This window comes from Listeria swaminathanii (assembly GCF_014229645.1).
In the GTDB taxonomy this organism is placed as follows: Bacteria; Bacillota; Bacilli; order Lactobacillales; family Listeriaceae; genus Listeria; species Listeria swaminathanii.
Map to the genome: position 1 here is coordinate 327,706 of NZ_JAATOD010000001.1, position 20,276 is coordinate 347,981.

General features: G+C 40.4%; 22 protein-coding genes and 1 riboswitch. Of the genes, 7 read left to right on the plus strand and 15 right to left on the minus strand.

What is annotated here, in order from left to right:
• Window positions 1-364: 364 nt before the first annotated feature.
• The 9 genes from hisE to HCX62_RS01600 are packed head-to-tail and all read right to left on the minus strand — an operon-like array spanning window position 365 to window position 6,748.
• Window positions 365-676, minus strand: a complete 312-nt coding sequence (hisE, locus tag HCX62_RS01560; RefSeq protein ID WP_185636776.1) for a phosphoribosyl-ATP diphosphatase — start codon at window positions 674-676, stop codon at window positions 365-367.
• On the minus strand, window positions 677-994 hold the full coding sequence (gene hisI / locus HCX62_RS01565) for a phosphoribosyl-AMP cyclohydrolase (RefSeq protein WP_185636777.1): 318 nt from the start codon (window positions 992-994) through the stop codon (window positions 677-679).
• Entirely contained in the window at window positions 991-1,746 is a 756-nt protein-coding gene (gene hisF, locus HCX62_RS01570) for an imidazole glycerol phosphate synthase subunit HisF (protein ID WP_185636778.1), read from the minus strand. Before hisF ends, hisI begins: the two co-directional genes overlap by 4 nt.
• Window positions 1,736-2,458 carry a 1-(5-phosphoribosyl)-5-[(5-phosphoribosylamino)methylideneamino]imidazole-4-carboxamide isomerase gene (hisA, locus tag HCX62_RS01575; protein WP_185636779.1) on the minus strand — a complete coding sequence of 241 codons (723 nt, stop codon included), beginning with the start codon at window positions 2,456-2,458 and terminating at the stop codon, window positions 1,736-1,738. The genes hisF and hisA overlap by 11 nt, the downstream gene beginning before the upstream one ends.
• Window positions 2,437-3,063 carry an imidazole glycerol phosphate synthase subunit HisH gene (hisH, locus tag HCX62_RS01580; protein ID WP_185636780.1) on the minus strand — a complete coding sequence of 209 codons (627 nt, stop codon included), beginning with the start codon at window positions 3,061-3,063 and terminating at the stop codon, window positions 2,437-2,439. The genes hisA and hisH overlap by 22 nt, the downstream gene beginning before the upstream one ends.
• Window positions 3,064-3,648: an imidazoleglycerol-phosphate dehydratase HisB gene (gene hisB, locus HCX62_RS01585; RefSeq protein ID WP_185636781.1), complete on the minus strand. Its 585-nt coding sequence runs from the start codon at window positions 3,646-3,648 to the stop codon at window positions 3,064-3,066. It abuts the gene before it with no gap.
• A complete protein-coding gene (gene hisD / locus HCX62_RS01590; protein WP_185636782.1) occupies window positions 3,649-4,932 on the minus strand; it encodes a histidinol dehydrogenase in 1,284 nt (427 codons plus the stop codon).
• On the minus strand, window positions 4,929-5,570 hold the full coding sequence (gene hisG / locus HCX62_RS01595) for an ATP phosphoribosyltransferase (RefSeq protein WP_185636783.1): 642 nt from the start codon (window positions 5,568-5,570) through the stop codon (window positions 4,929-4,931). The genes hisD and hisG overlap by 4 nt, the downstream gene beginning before the upstream one ends.
• A complete protein-coding gene (locus tag HCX62_RS01600; protein ID WP_185636784.1) occupies window positions 5,570-6,748 on the minus strand; it encodes an ATP phosphoribosyltransferase regulatory subunit in 1,179 nt (392 codons plus the stop codon). Before HCX62_RS01600 ends, hisG begins: the two co-directional genes overlap by 1 nt.
• A gap of 151 nt (window positions 6,749-6,899) precedes the next feature.
• On the opposite strand from HCX62_RS01600, the gene hisJ reads away from it, so the two are divergent.
• Window positions 6,900-7,727, plus strand: coding sequence for a histidinol-phosphatase HisJ (gene hisJ / locus HCX62_RS01605; protein ID WP_185636785.1), 828 nt, complete (start codon window positions 6,900-6,902; stop codon window positions 7,725-7,727).
• On the opposite strand, the gene HCX62_RS01610 is transcribed toward hisJ, so the two are convergent.
• Window positions 7,712-8,008 (minus strand): MGMT family protein, encoded by a 297-nt coding sequence (locus HCX62_RS01610; RefSeq protein WP_008946999.1) that lies wholly within the window; start codon window positions 8,006-8,008, stop codon window positions 7,712-7,714. The genes hisJ and HCX62_RS01610 overlap by 16 nt on opposite strands.
• Window positions 8,009-8,085: 77 nt before the next feature.
• On the opposite strand from HCX62_RS01610, the gene HCX62_RS01615 reads away from it, so the two are divergent.
• A complete protein-coding gene (locus tag HCX62_RS01615) occupies window positions 8,086-9,117 on the plus strand; it encodes a nucleoid-associated protein (protein WP_185480639.1) in 1,032 nt (343 codons plus the stop codon).
• Between the two features lie 42 nt (window positions 9,118-9,159).
• On the opposite strand, the gene HCX62_RS01620 is transcribed toward HCX62_RS01615, so the two are convergent.
• A complete protein-coding gene (locus HCX62_RS01620) occupies window positions 9,160-10,455 on the minus strand; it encodes an NCS2 family permease (protein WP_185529701.1) in 1,296 nt (431 codons plus the stop codon).
• 93 nt (window positions 10,456-10,548) lie between these two features.
• Window positions 10,549-10,650: riboswitch (purine riboswitch) on the minus strand.
• Window positions 10,651-10,770: 120 nt separating this feature from the next.
• Here HCX62_RS01620 and HCX62_RS01625 point away from each other — a divergent pair.
• The 3 genes from HCX62_RS01625 to HCX62_RS01635 all read left to right on the plus strand — a co-directional run bounded on the left by HCX62_RS01625 (window position 10,771) and on the right by HCX62_RS01635 (window position 14,841).
• A complete protein-coding gene (locus HCX62_RS01625) occupies window positions 10,771-12,165 on the plus strand; it encodes a glycoside hydrolase family 1 protein (RefSeq protein WP_185636786.1) in 1,395 nt (464 codons plus the stop codon).
• Between the two features lie 43 nt (window positions 12,166-12,208).
• A complete protein-coding gene (locus tag HCX62_RS01630) occupies window positions 12,209-12,937 on the plus strand; it encodes a GntR family transcriptional regulator (RefSeq protein WP_003721369.1) in 729 nt (242 codons plus the stop codon).
• A gap of 440 nt (window positions 12,938-13,377) precedes the next feature.
• On the plus strand, window positions 13,378-14,841 hold the full coding sequence (locus HCX62_RS01635) for a MucBP domain-containing protein (RefSeq protein ID WP_185636787.1): 1,464 nt from the start codon (window positions 13,378-13,380) through the stop codon (window positions 14,839-14,841).
• Window positions 14,842-14,895: 54 nt separating this feature from the next.
• Here HCX62_RS01635 and HCX62_RS01640 read toward each other — a convergent pair whose 3' ends face one another.
• Both HCX62_RS01640 and HCX62_RS01645 read right to left on the minus strand, forming a co-directional pair.
• Window positions 14,896-15,354, minus strand: a complete 459-nt coding sequence (locus tag HCX62_RS01640) for a threonine/serine exporter family protein (protein ID WP_003723383.1) — start codon at window positions 15,352-15,354, stop codon at window positions 14,896-14,898.
• A 13-nt stretch (window positions 15,355-15,367) separates the two neighbouring features.
• Complete coding sequence (locus tag HCX62_RS01645; protein ID WP_185636788.1) at window positions 15,368-16,120, minus strand: threonine/serine exporter family protein; 753 nt, start codon at window positions 16,118-16,120, stop codon at window positions 15,368-15,370.
• 164 nt (window positions 16,121-16,284) lie between these two features.
• Between HCX62_RS01645 and HCX62_RS01650 the strand changes: the two genes are divergently transcribed.
• Window positions 16,285-16,491, plus strand: a complete 207-nt coding sequence (locus tag HCX62_RS01650; RefSeq protein ID WP_008947006.1) for a YdbC family protein — start codon at window positions 16,285-16,287, stop codon at window positions 16,489-16,491.
• Window positions 16,492-16,515: 24 nt separating this feature from the next.
• Window positions 16,516-17,172 (plus strand): alpha/beta hydrolase, encoded by a 657-nt coding sequence (locus HCX62_RS01655; RefSeq protein WP_185637974.1) that lies wholly within the window; start codon window positions 16,516-16,518, stop codon window positions 17,170-17,172.
• Between the two features lie 31 nt (window positions 17,173-17,203).
• Here HCX62_RS01655 and HCX62_RS01660 read toward each other — a convergent pair whose 3' ends face one another.
• A complete protein-coding gene (locus HCX62_RS01660) occupies window positions 17,204-18,388 on the minus strand; it encodes a class I SAM-dependent rRNA methyltransferase (protein WP_185637975.1) in 1,185 nt (394 codons plus the stop codon).
• A gap of 87 nt (window positions 18,389-18,475) precedes the next feature.
• Window positions 18,476-19,858, minus strand: a complete 1,383-nt coding sequence (locus tag HCX62_RS01665; RefSeq protein ID WP_185637977.1) for an invasion associated endopeptidase — start codon at window positions 19,856-19,858, stop codon at window positions 18,476-18,478.
• Between the last annotated feature and the right edge of the window lie 418 nt (window positions 19,859-20,276).

Consider the following 20,276-nt stretch of genomic DNA (forward strand, 5'->3'; position numbering starts at 1 on the left):
ATGTTGTTAGTTTACACATTGTTGAGAATATTTTCAAGCATAAAAACCAATTTTTCTGAAATTTTTTAAAATGTAGTTAATGAGAACGTTTGCTAATATTTTGGTGGAGGAATTATCAGGCAAAGCGCGAAAAAAATAACCGCACCAGGGGGATGCGGTTAAGGGAGTATTAGGGAGTAATAATGTTAAAGCGAGCCAAGGGATAAGACTAATTCGGATACTTGAATTATTGCTCTAACATTACTTGCTTTCTTTTGGGAAAAATAAAAGCGCTCCACGTAGACAAGTATATAAAAGATGTTTTAAAAAATCATGCGCTTTTTCTTACAATAATAATCTTTAAGGTTACGAAAATGTCATGTTTTTATAAATCGCTAATTTCTTTGCGGTCACGAGTAGTACTTAGTTTGCCTTCGCGGTTTTGAAGTTCCGTTTGGATGGCTGATAGTGGAATGCTTTTTTCGGCTAAGAGCACGAGTAGGTGATAGGTTAGATCCGCTACTTCGGAAATTAATTCTTGCTCATCATTTTTAGCTGCGATAACGACTTCGGTAGTTTCTTCGCCAACTTTTTTGAGAATTTTATCAAGTCCTTTTTCGAACAGGTAGTTGGTGTAGGAGCCTTCTTTTGGTTGTTCTTTGCGTAGTTTAATTTCATCATATAGGTCATTTAGCATTTAAACATCCTCCTTTATGAGATGGAAAAAACAGCTTTTTTTGCCGGTATGACAGGCTGGGCCGATTTGATTCACGCGAATGAGCAAGGTGTCGTTATCGCAATCGGTCCAGATTTGTTTCACTTTTTGGGTATGTCCGCTAGTTGCGCCTTTGTTCCAAAGTTCGTTTCTGGAGCGTGAAAAAAACCATGTATAGCCTGTTTCAAGCGTTTTTTGATAGCTTTCTTCATTCATATAGGCGAGCATGAGTACTTCGCCATTTTGGTCGTCTAGGATGATGGTTGGAACAAGGCCTTTAGAAAAATCGACGGAAATCATGGGCGGATATTCACTCCTTTTTCGAGTAGTGTAGTTTTGACGTTTTTGATGCTCAGTTCGCCGTAATGAAAAATGCTTGCGGCGAGTGCGGCGGTTGCTTTTGTTTGTTCGAACACTTTAACCATATGGGAGGAATTACCACATCCACCTGAAGCGATGACTGGGACGGAGACGGCTTCTGCAATTGCTTTTGTGAGCGGGATATCGTAGCCGTTTTTGGTGCCGTCGCCGTCCATGCTTGTTAGGAGGATTTCACCTGCGCCAAGTTGAACGGCTTTTTTTGCCCATTCAATAGCATCCAGTCCGGTATCGTTTCGACCACCGCGCGTGAAGACACTCCAATTTGTGCCATTCCATTTGGCGTCAATGGCGACGACGATACATTGATTGCCGAATTTTGCGGCGCCTTCTTGGATGAGTTCGGGTCGTTTTATCGCAGCGGAATTGAGGGATATCTTGTCTGCGCCAGCTTGAAGAAGTTCTTTCATATCGGAAACGCTACTGATGCCGCCGCCAACTGTGAGCGGGATGAATACTTGCTCGGCGGTTCGTTCGACGACGTCTATCATTGTTTGGCGCAGTTCGACGGTTGCTGTAATATCAAGGAAAACGAGTTCATCTGCGCCAGCTTCATTATAAGCTTTGGCGATTTCGACTGGATCGCCGACGTCGGTTAAGGAAACAAAATTAACACCTTTTACGACGCGACCGGCTGTGACATCAAGGCAGGGGATAATTCGTTTAGTAAGCATGTTGCTCCACCTCCACGACATCTGACATTGAAATATGACCATTGTAAAGGGCCTTTCCAGCTATCGCCCCGTATAAGCCGAGTTCGGCGAGTGCTTCTAAATCAGCGCGACCGCTCACACCGCCAGAGGCAATTAAATTAACGGAAACGTGTTTTTGAAGCGCGGCCATCTGTTCTAAATTAGGACCGGTCAGTGTGCCATCGCGGCTAATATCAGTGTAAATGATTGTTTCGACTTGCATTTCTTCCATTCGTTTAGCTAAATCTAAATAGCCTACTTGACTGACATCGAGCCAGCCGCTTGTTGCAACAAAGCCGTTTTTGGCATCAATTCCGGCAGCAATTTTTGGTCCGTATTTTTGGACGGCAGCACGTAAGAATTCTGGGTTGGTGAGTGCGGCGGAACCGATAATAACTCGGTCGATACCGGATTCGAGGTAATAATCTACTTGGGACATGCTGCGAATACCGCCGCCAACTTGGACGGGAACTTGAGCTGCTTTTTTCATTTTTTGAATGATTTCGAGGTTGACGGGACGTCCTTCTAATGCGCCGTCTAGGTCAACGATGTGTAAATAGGTTGCGCCATCAGTGGCAAATGATTTTGCTTGGGCGATTGGGTCTTCATTTACAACGGTTTGTTTGGAAAAATCACCTTGGAAAAGTCGGACGCATTGTCCATTTTTCAAGTCTATTGCTGGGAAGATTTGCATGATTCGATGACCTCCTTAAACCCTTTTAAAATTTCAAGTCCGATTTGGCCACTTTTTTCGGGATGGAACTGGGCGCCGTAAATATTGCCGTTATTTATCATGCCGGGAACTTTAACAGAATAGCCGCTTGTTGCGATAATATACGCTGCTGGGCAATTGGCGTAATAAGAATGGACGTAATAAACGTATTCGCCATCGAGCTGTTTTGTGAGTGGAGTGGTGCGCTTGATTTCTAATTGATTCCAGCCCATATGTGGAACGGCAAATTCGGGTTCGTCCGGCAGTTTTTCGACATGACCGGGAATGAGCCCGAGCCCTTTAGTAAAAGTGTGCTCATTACTTGATTCGAGCAAAAGTTGCATACCAAGGCAAACGCCGAGAATTGGTTTTCCGGTGGCAGCGATTTCTTTCAATGTCACATCAAGTCCGCGCCGAGTGAGTTCCTGCATAGCTTCTGGATAGGCACCAACACCGGGCAAAATAACGCCATCTGCTTGTTTGATTTCTGTTTGATTGCTAGAGATTTTGTTTTCTAGTCCAATGAAATCCAGTGCTTTGCGGATGCTCTTCGTATTTCCTGTATCATAATCAATAATAACAATCATTTACAGGACTCCTTTAGTAGAATTTACACCTTGGATTTCAGGGTTAATCGTGATTGCTTCGCGGAGAGCACGGCCGAATGCTTTGAAAAGCGCTTCGATTTTATGGTGGGTATTTTTGCCGTAAAGAACGCGCAGGTGTAGGTTCATTTCGGTGTTAAAGGCAACTGCTTGGAAAAATTCTTCTACTAATTCTGTGTCAAAATCGCCTAGTTTTGGGTTTGTTAATTCGGCATCGAAGACAAGATAAGAACGTCCACTTAAATCAAGTGCGCAAAAGCCAAGTGCTTCGTCCATTGGCACATAAGCGGAGCCGTAGCGATTGATACTAGCTTTATCACCGAGCGCTTCTTTTAGACAAAGACCGAGTGTAATACCAACATCTTCCACCGTGTGATGCGCATCGACATATGTATCGCCAATTGCATTTACATTTAAAGTGATGCGGCTATGTTTGGTAAATAAGGTGAGCATGTGATCTAGAAAGCCAACCCCAGTGGAAATAGTAGATTCTGCTTGAGTATCCAGATTAATGGAAAGCTCTATAGAAGTTTCGGCGGTAACTCTAGTTTTAGTTGCTGTTCTCATTTAATTTTCCTCCTCAAAACGAATTTGAATGGCTTTGGCGTGGGCGTCGAGACCTTCTTTATTAGCAAGTAGGATGATGGCGTCTTTTTCTTTGGCGAGTGCGTCTTTTGTATAGGAAATAAAGGAGGAACGTTTCGTGAAATCTTCTACACCAAGGGGAGAGAAGAATTTGGCAGTGCCGCTTGTTGGTAGGACATGATTAGGGCCGGCAAAATAGTCGCCAAGTGGTTCGGAGGCATAGCTTCCTAGAAAAATGGAGCCGGCATTTTTAATTTGAGATAGATAATTCATGGGATTTTCAAGTTGTACTTCTAAGTGTTCTGGAGCGATTTCATTCATGACATCAAACATTTCTTCAATGCTCGAGGTGATAATGATTTTTCCTTGGTTCTCGATGGATTCTTGGGCAATGGCTTTTCGTGGTAGTGTTTCGAGTTGCTTAGTAATTTCGCTTTTTGTTTGGTGGGCGATGTTTTCACTTGTTGTGATTAAAATAGCACGGGCTAGTGTGTCGTGCTCTGCTTGGGAGAGTAAGTCCGCGGCGATGAAAGTGGGGTTAGCCGTTTCATCTGCGAGCACGACGATTTCGGATGGTCCGGCAATCATATCGATATCGACTAAGCCGAAAACTTCCCGTTTAGCTGTGGCAACATAGACATTGCCAGGGCCGACGATTTTATCTACTTTAGGAATGGACTCGGTTCCGTAAGCAAGTGCGGCAATTCCGTGCGCACCACCAACTTGGTAAATTTCGTCCACGCCAGCAAGGTCTGCAGCTGCTAAAACATGAGGGTTAATGCCATTTTTTCCGGGAGGTGTAATCATCACAATCCGTTCCACACCAGCGATTTTGGCAGGTAGAATATTCATTAAAACGGACGATGGATAGGCTGCTGTGCCACCGGGAACATATACGCCTACGGTTGAGAGTGGGCGTATTAGTTGGCCGCGAATGACGCCATCTTTTTCGCTATCAAGGAATGCGTGTTGTTTTTGCTTGCTGTGGAAACTTTCAATATTTGCTTTTGCTTGGCGAAGTGCATCTAGGAAGGCGGGCTCGACTTTGGCAGTGGCTGCTTGGATGTCGGTGTTTGGGACGCGAAGGTCGGTTAGGTTTACGCCATCGAACTGGGCTGTGTAGTCGAATAAGGCTTGGTCGCCAGCTGATTTTACTTTTTCGATAATCGCTTTTACTGTGGTTTCGACTTGGTGTGAGGTGCTCGTTGTGGTTTCAGTTTTGAGTTCGTTTAATATGGCTGCTGTTGTTCCGGTTAGAATTTTCACGGGGTGCGCTCCTCCTTTATCGCTTGTTCTAATTGATCGATTAAATGGAAAATTTGCGTTTTATTTTGTTTTAAGGAAGCTTTATTGACAATCAGGCGGGCTGAGATGGGATACATTTTTTCATAAATAATTAAGCCGTTTTCTTTTAAAGTAGAGCCGGTTTCGACGATATCAATAATGGCGTCAGCGAGACCAAGTACAGGCGCGATTTCGACGGAGCCTTCGATTTTGATGATTTCTACATCTTCGCCTTTTTCGCGGAAAAATTTGGAAGCCACCGCCGGATATTTGGTGGCGATGATTTTTCGGCGGTAGCTACTTGGATCGAAATTGGGCGTAGAAGCAAGGCAGAACTGGCATTTACCGATTTCGAGGTCGAGCATTTCGTAATGTGATTTGGAGGCTTCCATCAGCACGTCTTTCCCGACAATACCAATATCTGCGACGCCGTGTTTCACGTAAGTCATGACATCAACTGCCTTCACTAAAATAAAGGAAATCGGCTGGGTGCTACTATGGAAAATCAATTTGCGCTTTTTATCAGTCATCGAAGAACAATCAATCCCTGCTTTTTCCAAAAGAGCAACCGCATCTTTCTCTAGTCGGCCTTTCGTTAAGGCGATCTTTAAAGCTTTCATCATTCCGCCTCCTTTTGAAAAATAGTTTGGCTTCCTTGGCTGGAAACGTGAACGACGGTTGGGATGTGCCATTTTTTCGCAAAAGAGATAGCGTTTGTTGGTGTTTCAAAAAAGCTTAATTCGCTGTGTGGTGTTTCTTGCATGAGTTTTTCGGCTTGTTGGAGTGCATCTAGGTCGTAGTGGATTAAAAGTGTTGTTGGAGGTTGTTTCTTGATGATGCCAGCGCGGTTTTGTAGGGTTGTGAGGGAGTCGAGATTAAGTGCCAAACCAACTGCTGGAGAGGAAGAGCTGGTGAATTGTTCTAGTAAGTGATCATAACGACCACCACTTAAAAAATTATCGGCAGCAAGGTCGGCATATCCTCTAAAAATAATACCTGTATAATAATGAAAATCTTGCACGAGTCCTAAGTCGACACTAATATCGGCTGCGTAAGAAACAGCTTCTACGATAGTTTCCATTTCAGTCAGTGCAGTTAAAATTCCTTTGTCTGTGGTTAAGTTTTTCGCTTGTTGTAAAATCGCTGTCGCTGGGCCAAATAATCGTGGTAATGCCAGAATAAAATCGTCCAGCGTACTTGGATTATCAGCAACAAACTGTTGAATGCCAGTGAGGCTTTTATTTTGAATCAGCAGGCGGAAATCGATTTCGGCTGTTTCACGGAGGTTTAAAAGATGGACAACACGTCTGTAAATTGCGGCATGACCGAGTTCGATTTGAAAATTCGGAATTTCTAGTGTATTTAAAACGCCAATTCCACTTAAAATACATTCAATTTCTGCTTTAATGGAAGGATAACCAATAATTTCAATTCCGGCTTGGGTCTGTTCATTTTGTTCGCCACCAAAATCTTCATTTGCGCGAAAGATTTTTCCGCTGTAAGAAAGTTTTAGAGGGAGCGTTACACCAGTTGTACTCACGACTCGGCCAATTGGAAGGGTCATATCCGGTCGCAAAACTGTCAAGCGTCCTTTTTCATCAAAGAAACGGTATAGCTTGGCGTCAGCTTGATGTTCCGAAGAAAAGACGTCTTCAAATTCGATAACAGGTGTTTCAATTCGCTTAAATCCACGTTTTTCAAAATAATGATTCACTTGTTGCTCAATTTTGTATGCGGCCTGTGCTTCGCGAAAAAGTTTATCACGTGTTCCAGTTGGCAAGTTCTTATTTAAGTTCATCTGGTTAGCTCCTTTACGATATTTTAGTTTATTAGCATATTAGCACGTTAAAGTGTTTTTGTAAATAATGAATAGAAAAATAGTTCCATATGGTATAATTAGTGTACCATTTAGCACGCTGAGGGAAAAGAATTTTGAAAGAGGGTTGAATATGAAAAGAGACGGGCACACGCATACAGAGTTTTGCCCCCACGGTACGCATGATGATGTGGAGGAAATGATTTTAAAAGCGATTGAACTGGATTTTGATGAGTATTCTATTGTGGAGCACGCGCCGCTTTCGAGTGAATTTATGGAAAATACTGCTGGGGATAGTGAAGCAGTGACAACGGCGAGCATGGCAATGAGTGATTTACCTTATTATTTTAAGAAAATGAATCAGATGAAGAAAAAATATGCGAGTGATTTGTTAATACATATTGGCTTTGAAGTGGATTATATAGTTGGTTATGAGGCTTTTACGCGTGATTTTTTGAATGAATATGGGCCAGAAACGGATGATGGAGTGTTGTCGCTACATTTTTTAGAGGGGCAGGGCGGTTATCGTTCGATTGATTTTTCAGCGGAAGATTATAATGAAGGAATTGTGCAGTTTTATGGTGGATTTGAACAAGCGCAACTCACTTATTTAGAGGGTGTGAAACAGTCAATTGAAGCAGATTTAGGGCCATTTAAGCCGCGGAGAATGGGACATATTTCGCTTTGTCAGAAGTTTCAGCAGTTTTTTGGAGCGGATGGACGTGATTTTTCGGCGGAAGTCATCGCGGAATTTCAGGCAGTGCTAGCTTTAGTGAACAAGCGTGATTATGAGCTTGATTTTAATACGGCGGGCCTATTTAAGCCACTTTGCGGAGAAACGTATCCGCCAAAAGAAATCGTGACGTTAGCTAGAGAGTTACAGATTCCGTTTGTGTATGGATCCGACTCGCACGGCGTTCAAGATGTTGGACGTGGATATAGTGCTTATTGCCAAAAATGATCTTTCATTTTGACATGTCCGTTCTCTTTAAACGTCACTCCTTCAAGTAAAAGCAGTTCACGTTGTTCTTCCCAACCCGGGACAAGACGACCAGCTGCATTTACGACACGATGGCACGGCGTAATTTGGTCGCGCTTCGAATGTTTTAGCGTTGCACCAACGAGTCTGGCATTTTTAGGAAAGCCAATCATATAGGCGATTTGCCCATAAGTCGTCACTTTTCCGCGCGGGATTTGGCGCACAACCGTATAGACGCGATCTTCAAAATCAGCTGGAATCATTATGTAACCTCCATTTGTTCATAATAAATTTAGTATACAGGAAATACCTATTTTATAAAAGTTAGGATGATACAAGAATGCCAGATTTTTCTTACGCAAAAATTACGAAACTCGTGGTCCACTTTGCTGGAAATAAAGCGAGAGAAGAAGGAACCGAGGTCTCAGCGAATGTACTTGCTGATATCGGGTCAGAAATGAACCAAACATTATCTTCTATTTTCTTAGAACCATTTACAAAAGATGAATATTACCAATTTAGTCATGAAACAGATTTAGATTTTAACGAAGTCCGAACTTTTGCTGCAAATATGTTTATAGCGGAGGAAGAGTTTCTGGATGAATCGAAGAAAATTTTAGAGCATTTATACAGCGAAACAACCCACCCGAATATTAAAAGTGGCGACGTCTGGATTTTCTTTATTGAAGGTTGCGTAGTCGATGGGGATTTCACAAACGGCATCGGGATTTTCAAAGTTGAAAACAAAGAAGTCTTTCTGAAAAATGATTTTAACGGTAGAGAATTCCAAATTGGCTATGATAAAGGGATCACTGGGACGGATTTGGATAAAGGTTGTTTGATTTTTAATGTGGATCATGACACGGGGAATAAAGTGTTGATTTTAGATCGGCTTAACCGCGGCGATTCTGTTTATTGGAAAGATAAGTTTTTAAGCATTGACAAGATTACTGATGAGAAGTTTTATACGGAAGGTTTTGTGGAAGTTTGTACGGATTATATTAAGCAACGCGAGGAGTCGCTGCTAGATAAATCTAATTTTGTCAAAGCGACGACGGAATATTTGGCAGGGGAAGAGACGTTAAATATTGCTGAATTCGCCCGTACGACGATTGAAAAACCAGAGGAAATTACCGAATTCAATACAATGGTCGATACGTTCGAACGCGAAAACAATGTCCGTTTTCCAGAAACGTTCCAATTAGATGAAGAAAAACGCGAAAAATTATCGAAAAAAATTCGCAAAACGATCAAACTTGGCAAAAATATTTCGGTTGTCGTGAAGGACTTAGAACAGCTGGAAGAGACCGATTTTGTGCAAGGGTATGACGAGGAAAAAGGCAAAAACTACATGATAGTGTATTACGATTAAAAGAAAAAACCGAGGATGCGGAATCCCCGGTTTTTTTGCTGTCTAAACGACAAACATAAAGTACAGTATAAACAGCACCATCATCACATACATAATCGGATGAACTTCTTTATAGCGACCTTTAAGCACCATTGTGATTGGGTAGAAAATGAAGCCAATCGCGATACCTGTTGCAATAGAGAAAGTAAGTACCATCATTAAAATAACGAAAAATGACGGAACGGCTACTTCGAATTTTGTCCAGTCAATATGAGCGACATTACCAATCATTAAAATTCCAACGATAACAAGCGCCGGCGTCGTAACCGCACTTGTAATTACACCAAGAAGCGGCGAGAAGAATAGTGACAGCGAGAAACAGATGGCGATAACAACCGCAGTTAAACCTGTCCGACCACCAACCGCAACCCCAGCAGTAGATTCTACATAAGAAGTGGTTGTTGATGTCCCGAAAATCGCACCAAAAACAGTTGCAATTGAGTCAGAGAAAAGTGAACGGCCGGCACGCGGGATTTTATCATCTTTTATAAAGCCGGCTTGTGTCGCAACCGCAACAAGCGTTCCAGCAGTATCAAAGAAATCAATGAAGAAAAATGTCAAAATAACAATCAACATTTGCGGTGTGAAAATATCAGGCAAATGGATAATAGCTTGACCAAAAGTTGGCGCAATGCTCGGAACCGATGACACAACTTGGGTAGGCACGTCAATTAAACCAAATAACATTCCAGCGATAGCAGTCGTCGCCATCCCGAAGAAAATCGCACCTTTCCAACCAATCGTCATGTAGGCCACGGTAATAACAATCCCGAAAACAGCTAGTAAAACCGGGCCAGAATGCAAGTCACCAAGCGCCAAAATAGTGGATTCATTTGGCACGATAATTCCTGCATTTTTAAGACCTAGAAAGGCGATGAAAAAGCCAATTCCGGCGCCAACAGCGAATTTTAGTTCAGTTGGAATCGCATTTACAATTTTTTCACGAATTCCTGAAAGAGTTAAACAAATGAATACTAAGCCAGAAACAAGAACTCCAGCTAGCGCGGTTTGCCAAGGAATTCCCCACTGCGCACAAACCGTATAAGCAAAGAACGCATTTAATCCCATACCCGGAGCAAGTCCGATTGGGTAATTAGCAATAAGTCCCATTGCAAGCGAGCCAACAACAGAAGCAAGAATCGTCGCCACGAAAACAGCTTTTAATTCCATTCCAGTTGTTGCAAGCATGGATGGATTGACGAAAAGTACATAAGCCATCGACAAGAAAGTCGTAAGCCCCGCGAGTATTTCTGTCCGAACAGTCGTCTTGTTCTCGCGTAGTTTGAAAAATTTATCCATTAAAAAAAGCCTCCCTATTTATGTTGTCGCACATAACGGAAAGAGCCTAGGTAAAAAAGGGAATAATAAATAAAAATAGCAAAAAAATCCCTATTAAATTTTACAATAGCTCGTAGCCTGGCATTTTACGGTTGCCTGGTAGAAACGAACGGTCCATATTACCGAACTTATACGACTTTATTATTGTAGCGGATTAGCCGATTTTTGGCAATACGTGTAAGAAATAAAAATTAAAAACAAACTTTTGGATAAATAAGTTTATACTTTTAAATAAATAAGGTATAATAATAACAAATAATAGTTGGAGGTAAAAAAATGACTTATAAATTTCCAGAGAATTTTTGGTGGGGAAGTGCGGCATCCGGCCCACAAACAGAAGGCGCAGCAGATGTAGACGGCAGAAAACCAAGCATTTGGGATCACTGGTATAAAATTGAGCCAGGTCGTTTCTTTAATGATGTAGGACCTACGAACACATCTAATTTTTACTATCAATATAAAGAAGATATTGCTTTGATGAAGCAAACGGGACATAATTCTTTCCGTACGTCGATTCAGTGGTCACGTCTTATTCCAGATGGTATTGGCGAAGTGAACCCGAAAGCAGTTGATTTTTACAATCGTGTTATTGATGAAATGCTTGCAAATGACGTAGAACCATTTATGAATTTATATCATTTTGATATGCCAATGTCGATGCAAGAAAAAGGCGGTTTTGAAAGCCGTGAAGTAGTGGACGCATATGCTATATTTGCGAAAACTTGTTTTGAATTATTTGGTGATCGTGTGAAACATTGGTTTACTTTTAATGAGCCGATTGTTCCGGTTGAAGCGGGCTATTTATACGATATGCACTATCCGAATGTCGTTGATTTTAAACGCGCGACACAAGTTGCTTACCATACTACTTTGGCACACGCGCTTGCTGTGAAAGAATTCCATGCACTGGAAATTCCAGAAGGCCAAATCGGAATCATTTTAAACTTAACACCATCGTATCCAAGAAGCCAAAATCCGGCTGATTTAAAAGCGGCTCATATTGCGGATCTAATTTTCAACCGCAGTTTCCTTGATCCGGTTACAAAAGGGGAATTCCCGGCTGACTTAGTAGAAATTATCCGCGAACATGATGCGCTTCCAGAGTATACGGAAGAAGATTTGGCGATTATTAAAAACAACATTATTGATATTCTTGGTGTGAACTACTACCAACCGCGTCGTGTGAAAGCGAAAGAATACGCGGCTCATCCGGATGCGCCGTTTATGCCAGAACACCTTTTTGATAATTATGAAATGCCTTACCGTAAAATGAATCCGTATCGTGGCTGGGAAATTTTTGAAAGAGCGATTTATGATATTGCGATTAATCTGCGCGACAACTACGATAATATCCCGTTCTTTATTTCCGAAAATGGTATGGGTGTAGAGGGCGAAAGTCGTTATCGTAACGCAGACGGAATGATTGAAGATACGTACCGAATTGACTTCATTAAGAGTCATTTGAAATGGCTTCATAAAGCAATTGAAGAAGGCGCTAACTGCCATGGTTATCACCTTTGGACGTTCATGGATTGCTGGAGCTGGGCGAATGCTTACAAAAATCGTTATGGCTTAGTGGAAGTTGATTTGGATAATGACTTCAAACGTACTGTAAAAGCATCCGGACATTGGTACAAAGAACTTTCAGAAAACAATGGTTTTGAAGACTAAATGTGATAAAATAAAAGTATTATGTGTAAAGAGGTGAACTTCCGTGGCTCAGAACCAGACGAAATATAGCTTTATTGCTGAAGAAATCCGCAAAAGAATTATGAATCACGCCTATCCGCTAAATCAACCTATTCCTGATGAGATAACTTTGGCGAAAGAGTTTGATTGTAGTCGAATGACAATGAAAAAGGCGCTTGAAGTACTTGTACTTGAAGGCTTACTATACCGAAAACGCGGACATGGTACTTTCATTATCAAATCGGCGCTGGACGCGGACCGCTTGCAGATTCATAACCAAGAGGTAAATGGCTTCACTAAACTTTTGAACGGCAAGAAAGTTATTAGCAAAGTAATTGAGTTTAAAGTCATTTTTCCAACCGAAGAAATTGCCGAACGTCTTCATATCGAGATGGAAACACCGATTTATGATATTCTTCGGGTTCGGCTAGTGAAAGATGAACCATATGTGCTCGAACACACGTATATGCCAGTTGGCGTTATCCCGGGCATTAATCAGCAAATTTTAGAAGGATCAATTTATTCGTATATTCAAGACGATTTGAACCTGAAAATTGCAAGTTCGTATAAACAAATTCGTGCGGATAAAGCGACACTGCTTGATCAGCAATATCTCGACTGCGCTTCGGATGATCCCGTTGTCGAAGTAGAACAAACCGTTTATTTAAACAATGGTCTCGCGTTTGAATTTTCCAGATCGCGCCACCGTTATGATAAATTCGTGTTTACAACAGTGAATATAGCTAGACGTTAAAATAAAAAGAAGCTAGAGAAAGTGAGAAATCATTTTATCTAGCTTCTTTTTTGAGTATCAAAGCAGTTTAAATTATTATTAGGTGTAATTTGTATAAAAATATGGATTTGTTCACAAAATAGACATATTTATATACTTGATAATAATTTAGGATTCTTATATAATACTTAGCCCAATTATGTACAGATTTTAAATATAGTCCTGCTGTTTAGGCTATACGGAACTTTGGAAAGAAATAATATTACTCCTTGTATAAGATCATTTTAATAGTTTATAGAAATTATTTTCGTTCACAAAATAGACATATTCCAACTCATTGATAATGTTTTTTGCCTAATATATAATTGTTGAGCCTAATTAAGTGCTAGTTTAATTCTCCTTTTGATAGGAAGAGTGAGCAGTTAAAATGAGAAATTAGTTATATGAGGAGGGATAGTACTATGAAGAAAAAATACTTTCTTTGCGTATTCGCAGTAATATTATTTTTCGCAGGTTTTCTTTTTGGAAATTCACCGGTGAATGCTGCTGAAACTGATACAAGCAATGTGACGTATAATTACATTGATATTAGCACATTAACGGAAACGCAACAAAATAGTATTATCAATGGGAATCCAAACGAGGCACTTACAAATGATTATGAAAACTATTCCTTTGTGTATCAAAAAAATACTTCAGGACCAACTACAAATACAGATAATACTACTGACCATAATAAGCATCAAAATGGGACAATATTAAAAACCGGAGATGTTGGCCCAAATATTTATTTAATCATTCTAGGATTTATTTTATTAGGAATCAGTATTGGACTTCTTACATTGAAAAAAAGACACGCTAAACAGCTACTAGTATTTCTTCTTGTCTTTGGTGGTAGTAGTTTGTTAGTTGGGTCGATTGTTCAAGCAACAGAAAATAGTAACTTAAAAACCCAAGAATCTCAAACAGTCTCAAAAGGAACGAAAGAATCGAAACAACCTGAATCAATTGCAGGGTATACGTATGTAGGATATATACACACACGTAAAAATAATACACCGCCCGTAGTTGAAAAAGGAACTGTAACTATAAACTATCAGGATGAACAAGGAAATTCGCTGGCAACTAGTGAAACACTTGAAGGCTACATTGACCAACCATATCAGATTGCAACGAAAAATATTGAGGGCTACCAATTAAAAGAAGTGAACGGAAATACAACAGGAACTTTTACAGAAAAAGCGCAAGTTGTTACTTATGTTTATCAAAAAGTACCTGTAGCTACCGTAACTGTTAAGTACCTCGATCAAGATGGAAAACAAATCCATGATTCACAAACAATTAACGGTAATATTGGAGAACCATATGATGCTTCAACAAATAAATTCAAATTACAAATTGATGGATACACATTAGATACAACGAAACTGCCAAACAAAGCAAATGGTACTTTCACTAATCAAACTACAGAAGTAACGTATATCTATACGAAAGAAGCGCAAGATGTTAAAATAACGATTAAATTTATTGATAGGAATGGGAATCCATTTGTTTTAACGGATTTAACAACCTATAAAAACGGCGGGTTAGTACCTGTTTATCCTAATTTAGACCAATATCATATGAGACTAAATTACAATCAACAAATTTATAATCAAGGAGAAGCAGTGCCTGATATTGTTATCTCAGCTAAAGAAGGGGAAACCTATTCGTTACCAGAAAGAATGACCTTTAATATACTGGATGATCAAGGGAACCAAATCCCCTATGTTATTTCGCAAAATGCCGATTTCGGTAGTACCGGGATTGAGAGGTGGGAAAACTGCCAAAGTATACCAGCCAATCGCGAAGGAACACTGACTAGTGAAGATGTGGTGGTTACGTATCAGATACTTGTTTATGGGGTTATGATCCCTGAGCCATAAGTAAATCAAACTATTCGAAAATAAAAAAACCAATCTCTAGACGAGATTGGTTTTTTAAATACGTTCTTTACGACCACGGAACGCTCTGATACTATGATTAAAAACCTCCGAGAGCATTAATCCAGCAGCAATCGCGCCAGCAACCACTGTAACTTGTACAGAAAAGCCAATCGCTTCCGTATAATCACCTAACACAAAATTGCGCACGGCTTGGTAAGCGAGGCCCCCGGGAACGAGTGGCACAATTCCCGGAACATTGAATATCGTAATCGGCATTTTTTTATGTTTCGCAAAAAAGTGACTCAGCACAGCGACCACAAAAGCTCCAGCCAGAGAAGATGCCCCCGTCCCAGAATCCATTTGCATCAAAGTCCAGTAAGCCATCCAACCAAATGTCCCTGTAATCCCACAAGCATTCAGCGCTCTTTTCGGCACATTTGTAATAATCGCAAACGTCACAGTCGCAACATAACTCAGCACTAATTGAATAATAATAGTCCAAACTAAATCCATTATAGCGCCTCCTTTATAAGAAAAAGCGGAAAACAACCGCGATTCCAATTCCTATTGCACAAGAAGTAAGTAGCGCTTCTGTTCCGCGTGCCATCCCGCTAAGTAAATGCCCAGCAATCAAATCCCGAACCGCATTCGTAATCGGCACACCGGGAACAAGCGGCATCACGCCACCAATAATCATCGTATCTAAATTAATCCCCCAACCAATCGAAATCGTCAAAACAGCTAAGAGACCAACCGTTAACGAAGCTAAAAATTCCGCTAAAAACTTCACCTTCATAAAAATCTGCGTATAATAAAAAATGATAAAACCGATAGCGCCAATGATACAAGTTGGAATGAAATCAAACCAACCGCCACCAAAAATAACCATCAACGAGCCACTAACAAGTGATGCTGCGATAATCTGCAACCAAATAGGGAAATAGCGCACATCTTTATCTAAATTAACGAGCTTTGTATGTAATTCTTGCAAGGAAATTCTCTTTTCAGCGAAATCCCTAGAAAATTCATTGACCATTGATACTTTTTCTAAATTAATTGTTCTTGTCGGAATTTGCTGTAATTGCACATTACGTTCTCCTTCAAGCGACATAAAAAGCCCAGTCGGCGTCACGAAACTAATCCCCTTTTTATTACTAGCGATGGTTGCAATGCGGTTCATCGTATCTTCTACGCGATACATTTCAGCGCCACTTTCCATCATTATTTTGCCCGCCATTAAGCATGTTTCTAGCAAATAATCTGTTGTTTCCGTCGACATAACTAAGCACCTCCAGCCCTTTATTACTTCTCAATCGTAACGCAATCAAATCAAAAATTCTAGTGGGAAGGGCGCTTTTTTTGAAATTGCGATTGTTTCAATGTGATTTGGGGTAAATATTTGATAGTATGGTAGATATAGCACCGGAAAGGATAAGGATTATTTTGGCGAATATTGAATATGAAATTATAGAAGAAATTGGCGTATTATCTGAAAATGCACGTGGCTGGCGGAAAGAATTAAATAAAGTGAGCTGGAACGGACGCCCACCGAAATACGATATCCGCGACTGGTCAGACGATCACGAGAAAATGGGCAAAGGGATTACACTAACTGACGAAGAGGCAGAAGAACTAAAAAAACTGTTATAGTAAGGGCTGGTGTATAGGATGAGAATGTTTGCGTATGATATTTATGAACCAATTGGTAGAAAAGATGGGGACACGTTTCCCGTAATTTTTGCACTCCATGGTTTCGGTGGGGATGAGCTTGATATGGCAGGTCGACTGGAGTTATTAATGGACCGCTTTGTCGTTGTCTCGATGCGAGGCGATGTCGAATATGGTCCAACATATGGCTTTTATCACATGGTAACAGAAGGGGACCCTAATCCGCGTGAGGTGGACTATGCAAGCTTGCGTGTCGCGCAGTTTATTGATGAAATTTGCAATGATTATGTTTCGATTGATCGTGAACAAGTTTTTCTGGCGGGATTTGACCAAGGGGCTGTTTTAACGATTTCAATCATGCAAAGTTACGGTGGCCAATATAAGGCAGCAGCGTTATTAAGTGGTCGTTTGCCATATTATATAGAAGACAGACCGGCTAATTTAATGTTGAAAGATAAGCGTATTTTTATCGGTCATGGTATTGAAGATGCTGTCATTCAAATTGCTGAGGCAGAGGACATTGCTAAATTCTTTGAGAACATGGGTTGTAATGTCGAAAAGCATAGTTATTTTATTGGGCATAATGTTAACGAAGCTGAAGAGGACGACTTATACAGCTGGTTTGAAAGTTTTTTGCCAAACCAACCAGTGAAAAATAAATAAAAACCAGCGACCATATCCGGTCGCTGTTTTTTTAAATATCCAAAGTAAGAAATAGTACTTTTAGATAATTACCTTCTGGAAAGTTTTTATTTACAGTGAAATCTGCTGGGAGAGAGTGGCTCTCAACAATTTTATACGTACGGTCGGTTGTTTCGAACGCTTCGGCAACCATTTTTTTGAAAGCTTTCATTCCAAAGCCGGCATAGTTAGTAGATGCGATGATTGTGCCATTTGGAGCTGTGATATCAATAATTTCGCGAAGTAAAGCAGGATAATCTTTAGCAGCTCGGAAAGTGACTTTTTTCGTACGGGCAAAGCTTGGCGGGTCAACAACGACTAAATCAAACGTCAATTGTTTCCGCACAGCATATTTGAAATAATGGAAAACATCTTCTACGATAATAGACTGCCCACTTGGATCTAATCCGTTCACCTCCATTTGCTCTTTTGTTTTGCTTAGCGAGCGACCAGCAACATCAACACTAGTTGTTTTGCTTGCGCCACCGAACAACGCTGCAACAGAAAAGGCACCCGTATAGGAGAAGGTGTTCAGTACATTTTTCGATACTGAGTAATCTTCGCTAATACGTCTCCGTACATCACGCTGATCTAGGAAAATTCCCGTCATCCAACCATCATCTAAGTATGTGGCATAATTAATACCATTTTCTTTAATAATCAATGGGAAAGTTGCTTTTTGACCGGCAACGAAATCTTCTTTAGTATCTTCTTGGAAACGTCTTTTTTCATAAATACCGTTGATTTCTGGGAAAGATAGGAAGATATCAATAATCATTTTTTGGAAAGAATAGACGCCTACGCTGTACCACTGAATAACTAGGAAACCATCGTAATAATCAGCCGTAAAACCGCCAAAGCCATCTCCTTCACCATTAAAAATTCGGAAAGCCGTTGTCGAGTCATCCGCGAATAAAAATTGGCGTTTCTGAATAGCTTCTGTGATTAAACGAGTTAATAGAGTTTCATCCAGCTGTTCTTTTTTATCCCATGTAAACAGCCAGCCGTCACCTTTGTTTTGTTCGCCGTGATAACCTCTGGCAACAAAATGGCCGTTTGCGTCTGTTAATTCGAATACATCGCCTTCTTGAAGCTCTTTCGGCCATTTTTCCATACGTTCTTTAAGAATTAAGGGATAGCCTTCTTTGTAGCCTTTTGTGAATTTAGGGAAGATCTTTACTTTTATAGAGTTCTTCATCATGCACCGTCTTTCATTAAGATAAAATTTCCAACAAAAAACCTGTGAAGCGAACTGCTTGCTCCACAGGTTACTTTAAGTTATTAATTATACGCGACCGAAGCCAACTAGATATTTACCCCAGCCAGAGCCGTGGATGTTATCGTATTTAACGCCATTGTCTTGCGCGTTAATCATTTGACCATTACCAACGTAGATACCAACGTGAGAAATTCCGCTACCATAGTCGAAGAATACTAGATCACCAGGTTTTGCTTGGGATTCAGAGATTCTTGTAGTACTAGAGTATTGCGCGCCAGAAGTACGTGGAAGCGAGATACCAGCTTTAGCAAATACATATTTAGTGTAACCAGAGCAATCAAATGTAGTTGGTCCGTTACCACCCCATGAATAAGCTTTTCCAAGGTGTTTTTGAGCTTCGGCTAAGATAATAGCACTTGCGCTCGCATTGTTTGTAGAACCTTGGCTAGTATTAGCATTCGTGTTTGTATTTGTGTTTTTAGATGGTGTGCTTGTCTTCGTGTTAGTGTTTGTATTTTTAGATGGTGCTGGAGCTGGAGCAGGTGCTGGTTTTGCAGCTTCTGCTGGAGCTTTTGTTGTTGTTTGTTTTTCAGTTGTTACTTCTTTTTTCTCAGTAGTGGCAGTATTTGTATTTTCTTTTACTGCTGGTGCTGCTTGTTTTTCAGCTGCTGGAGCTTCAGTTTTCACTTCGGCTTTTGGAGTAGCTGTGTTAGCAGTTTGTTTAACAGCAATTTTTTGACCTACATAGATAGAAGAAGAAGATAAATTATTCCATGACATAATGTCTTGAACGGAAACACCGTATTTTACGGATAACGCCCAAATTGTGTCACCACTTTTAACAGTGTATGTAGTAGCGTTTTGGTCTACTACAGGCGTTTCTTTAGTTTCTGCCGCTTTTGGAGCAGGTGTAGTTGCTTGAGTTGTTTGTTTTACTTCTGTTTTTGTTTCAGCAGCAGGTGCCGCTTGTTGAGTAGTAGCTTCTTTTTTCACTTCTTGTGTAGTTGTAACAGGAGTGCTTGCTACTTTGTCAGTTAAGTATTTACCGTTAACGAAACCGGTTTTTCCATCATTGTAAGTAATTTTATGCCAACCGTTAGATTCAGTTGTTTCTACAGTTACTTTTGTTCCGCCTTTGATTGACGTGATAATGCTGTTGTCAACACCAGCGCCAGTACGGACGTTTAGCCAAGTTGCACTAACAGATTTCTCTGTTTTTTCAGTAGCAGCCTCAACTTCATTTACTTGTAATTTTTGACCTGGTACGATTTTATCAGTTGTTAAATTGTTTGCTTTTTTAATTGCGTCAACAGTTGTCCCTTTACTTTGAGCGATACCCCAAAGAGTATCTCCAGCTTCAACTACTACAGTGCTTGCGGATGCGATCGTTGGTGCAGCAAATGCTGTTACCGCAATCCCAGCTGTAGCCGCGATAGTTGCTTTTTTCATGTTCATAAAACCCCTCTCTTTTTTCAGAAAATCCCAGTACGTAATTTGTATTTGAGAATTAATTTTATTAGTGATTAATACTAAGTTTACCCAGTTTTTACCTAAAAAACAAATACCAAGAGAACGCTAATAAAGGGGAAAACGGACTATACCAACTATTTGTAATAATTCTGTAACAAACAAAAAGCGAACGTGTATTCCTAGGGCTTGGGATGTACTGCTAGGGAGACCTTTATAGTGTAAGTGGGATGTGAACATTGAGCAACAACTTTCGCTTCGGGAAACCTATTGCTTTTTAACAACAGAAATATTTAATACATTTGTAATATTAAAAGTGGCGCTTTTTCCGCTTTTCCTGACTCGAAATGAATTGCCAGATGACTTTATGGTATTCTATAATAGAAGGTATGGAGGATAT

Bases quoted from the DNA above. Each gene is read 5' to 3' on its own strand.
- hisE (WP_185636776.1), bottom strand. From the start codon at position 676: ATGCTAAATGACCTATATGATGAAATTAAACTACGCAAAGAACAACCA.
- hisI (WP_185636777.1), bottom strand. From the start codon at position 994: ATGATTTCCGTCGATTTTTCTAAAGGCCTTGTTCCAACCATCATCCTA.
- hisF (WP_185636778.1), bottom strand. From the start codon at position 1,746: ATGCTTACTAAACGAATTATCCCCTGCCTTGATGTCACAGCCGGTCGC.
- hisA (WP_185636779.1), bottom strand. From the start codon at position 2,458: ATGCAAATCTTCCCAGCAATAGACTTGAAAAATGGACAATGCGTCCGA.
- hisH (WP_185636780.1), bottom strand. From the start codon at position 3,063: ATGATTGTTATTATTGATTATGATACAGGAAATACGAAGAGCATCCGC.
- hisB (WP_185636781.1), bottom strand. From the start codon at position 3,648: ATGAGAACAGCAACTAAAACTAGAGTTACCGCCGAAACTTCTATAGAG.
- hisG (WP_185636783.1), bottom strand. From the start codon at position 5,570: ATGAAAGCTTTAAAGATCGCCTTAACGAAAGGCCGACTAGAGAAAGAT.
- HCX62_RS01600 (WP_185636784.1), bottom strand. From the start codon at position 6,748: ATGAACTTAAATAAGAACTTGCCAACTGGAACACGTGATAAACTTTTT.
- hisJ (WP_185636785.1), top strand. From the start codon at position 6,900: ATGAAAAGAGACGGGCACACGCATACAGAGTTTTGCCCCCACGGTACG.
- HCX62_RS01610 (WP_008946999.1), bottom strand. From the start codon at position 8,008: ATGATTCCAGCTGATTTTGAAGATCGCGTCTATACGGTTGTGCGCCAA.
- HCX62_RS01615 (WP_185480639.1), top strand. From the start codon at position 8,086: ATGCCAGATTTTTCTTACGCAAAAATTACGAAACTCGTGGTCCACTTT.
- HCX62_RS01620 (WP_185529701.1), bottom strand. From the start codon at position 10,455: ATGGATAAATTTTTCAAACTACGCGAGAACAAGACGACTGTTCGGACA.
- HCX62_RS01625 (WP_185636786.1), top strand. From the start codon at position 10,771: ATGACTTATAAATTTCCAGAGAATTTTTGGTGGGGAAGTGCGGCATCC.
- HCX62_RS01635 (WP_185636787.1), top strand. From the start codon at position 13,378: ATGAAGAAAAAATACTTTCTTTGCGTATTCGCAGTAATATTATTTTTC.
- HCX62_RS01640 (WP_003723383.1), bottom strand. From the start codon at position 15,354: ATGGATTTAGTTTGGACTATTATTATTCAATTAGTGCTGAGTTATGTT.
- HCX62_RS01645 (WP_185636788.1), bottom strand. From the start codon at position 16,120: ATGTCGACGGAAACAACAGATTATTTGCTAGAAACATGCTTAATGGCG.
- HCX62_RS01655 (WP_185637974.1), top strand. From the start codon at position 16,516: ATGTTTGCGTATGATATTTATGAACCAATTGGTAGAAAAGATGGGGAC.
- HCX62_RS01660 (WP_185637975.1), bottom strand. From the start codon at position 18,388: ATGAAGAACTCTATAAAAGTAAAGATCTTCCCTAAATTCACAAAAGGC.
- HCX62_RS01665 (WP_185637977.1), bottom strand. From the start codon at position 19,858: ATGAAAAAAGCAACTATCGCGGCTACAGCTGGGATTGCGGTAACAGCA.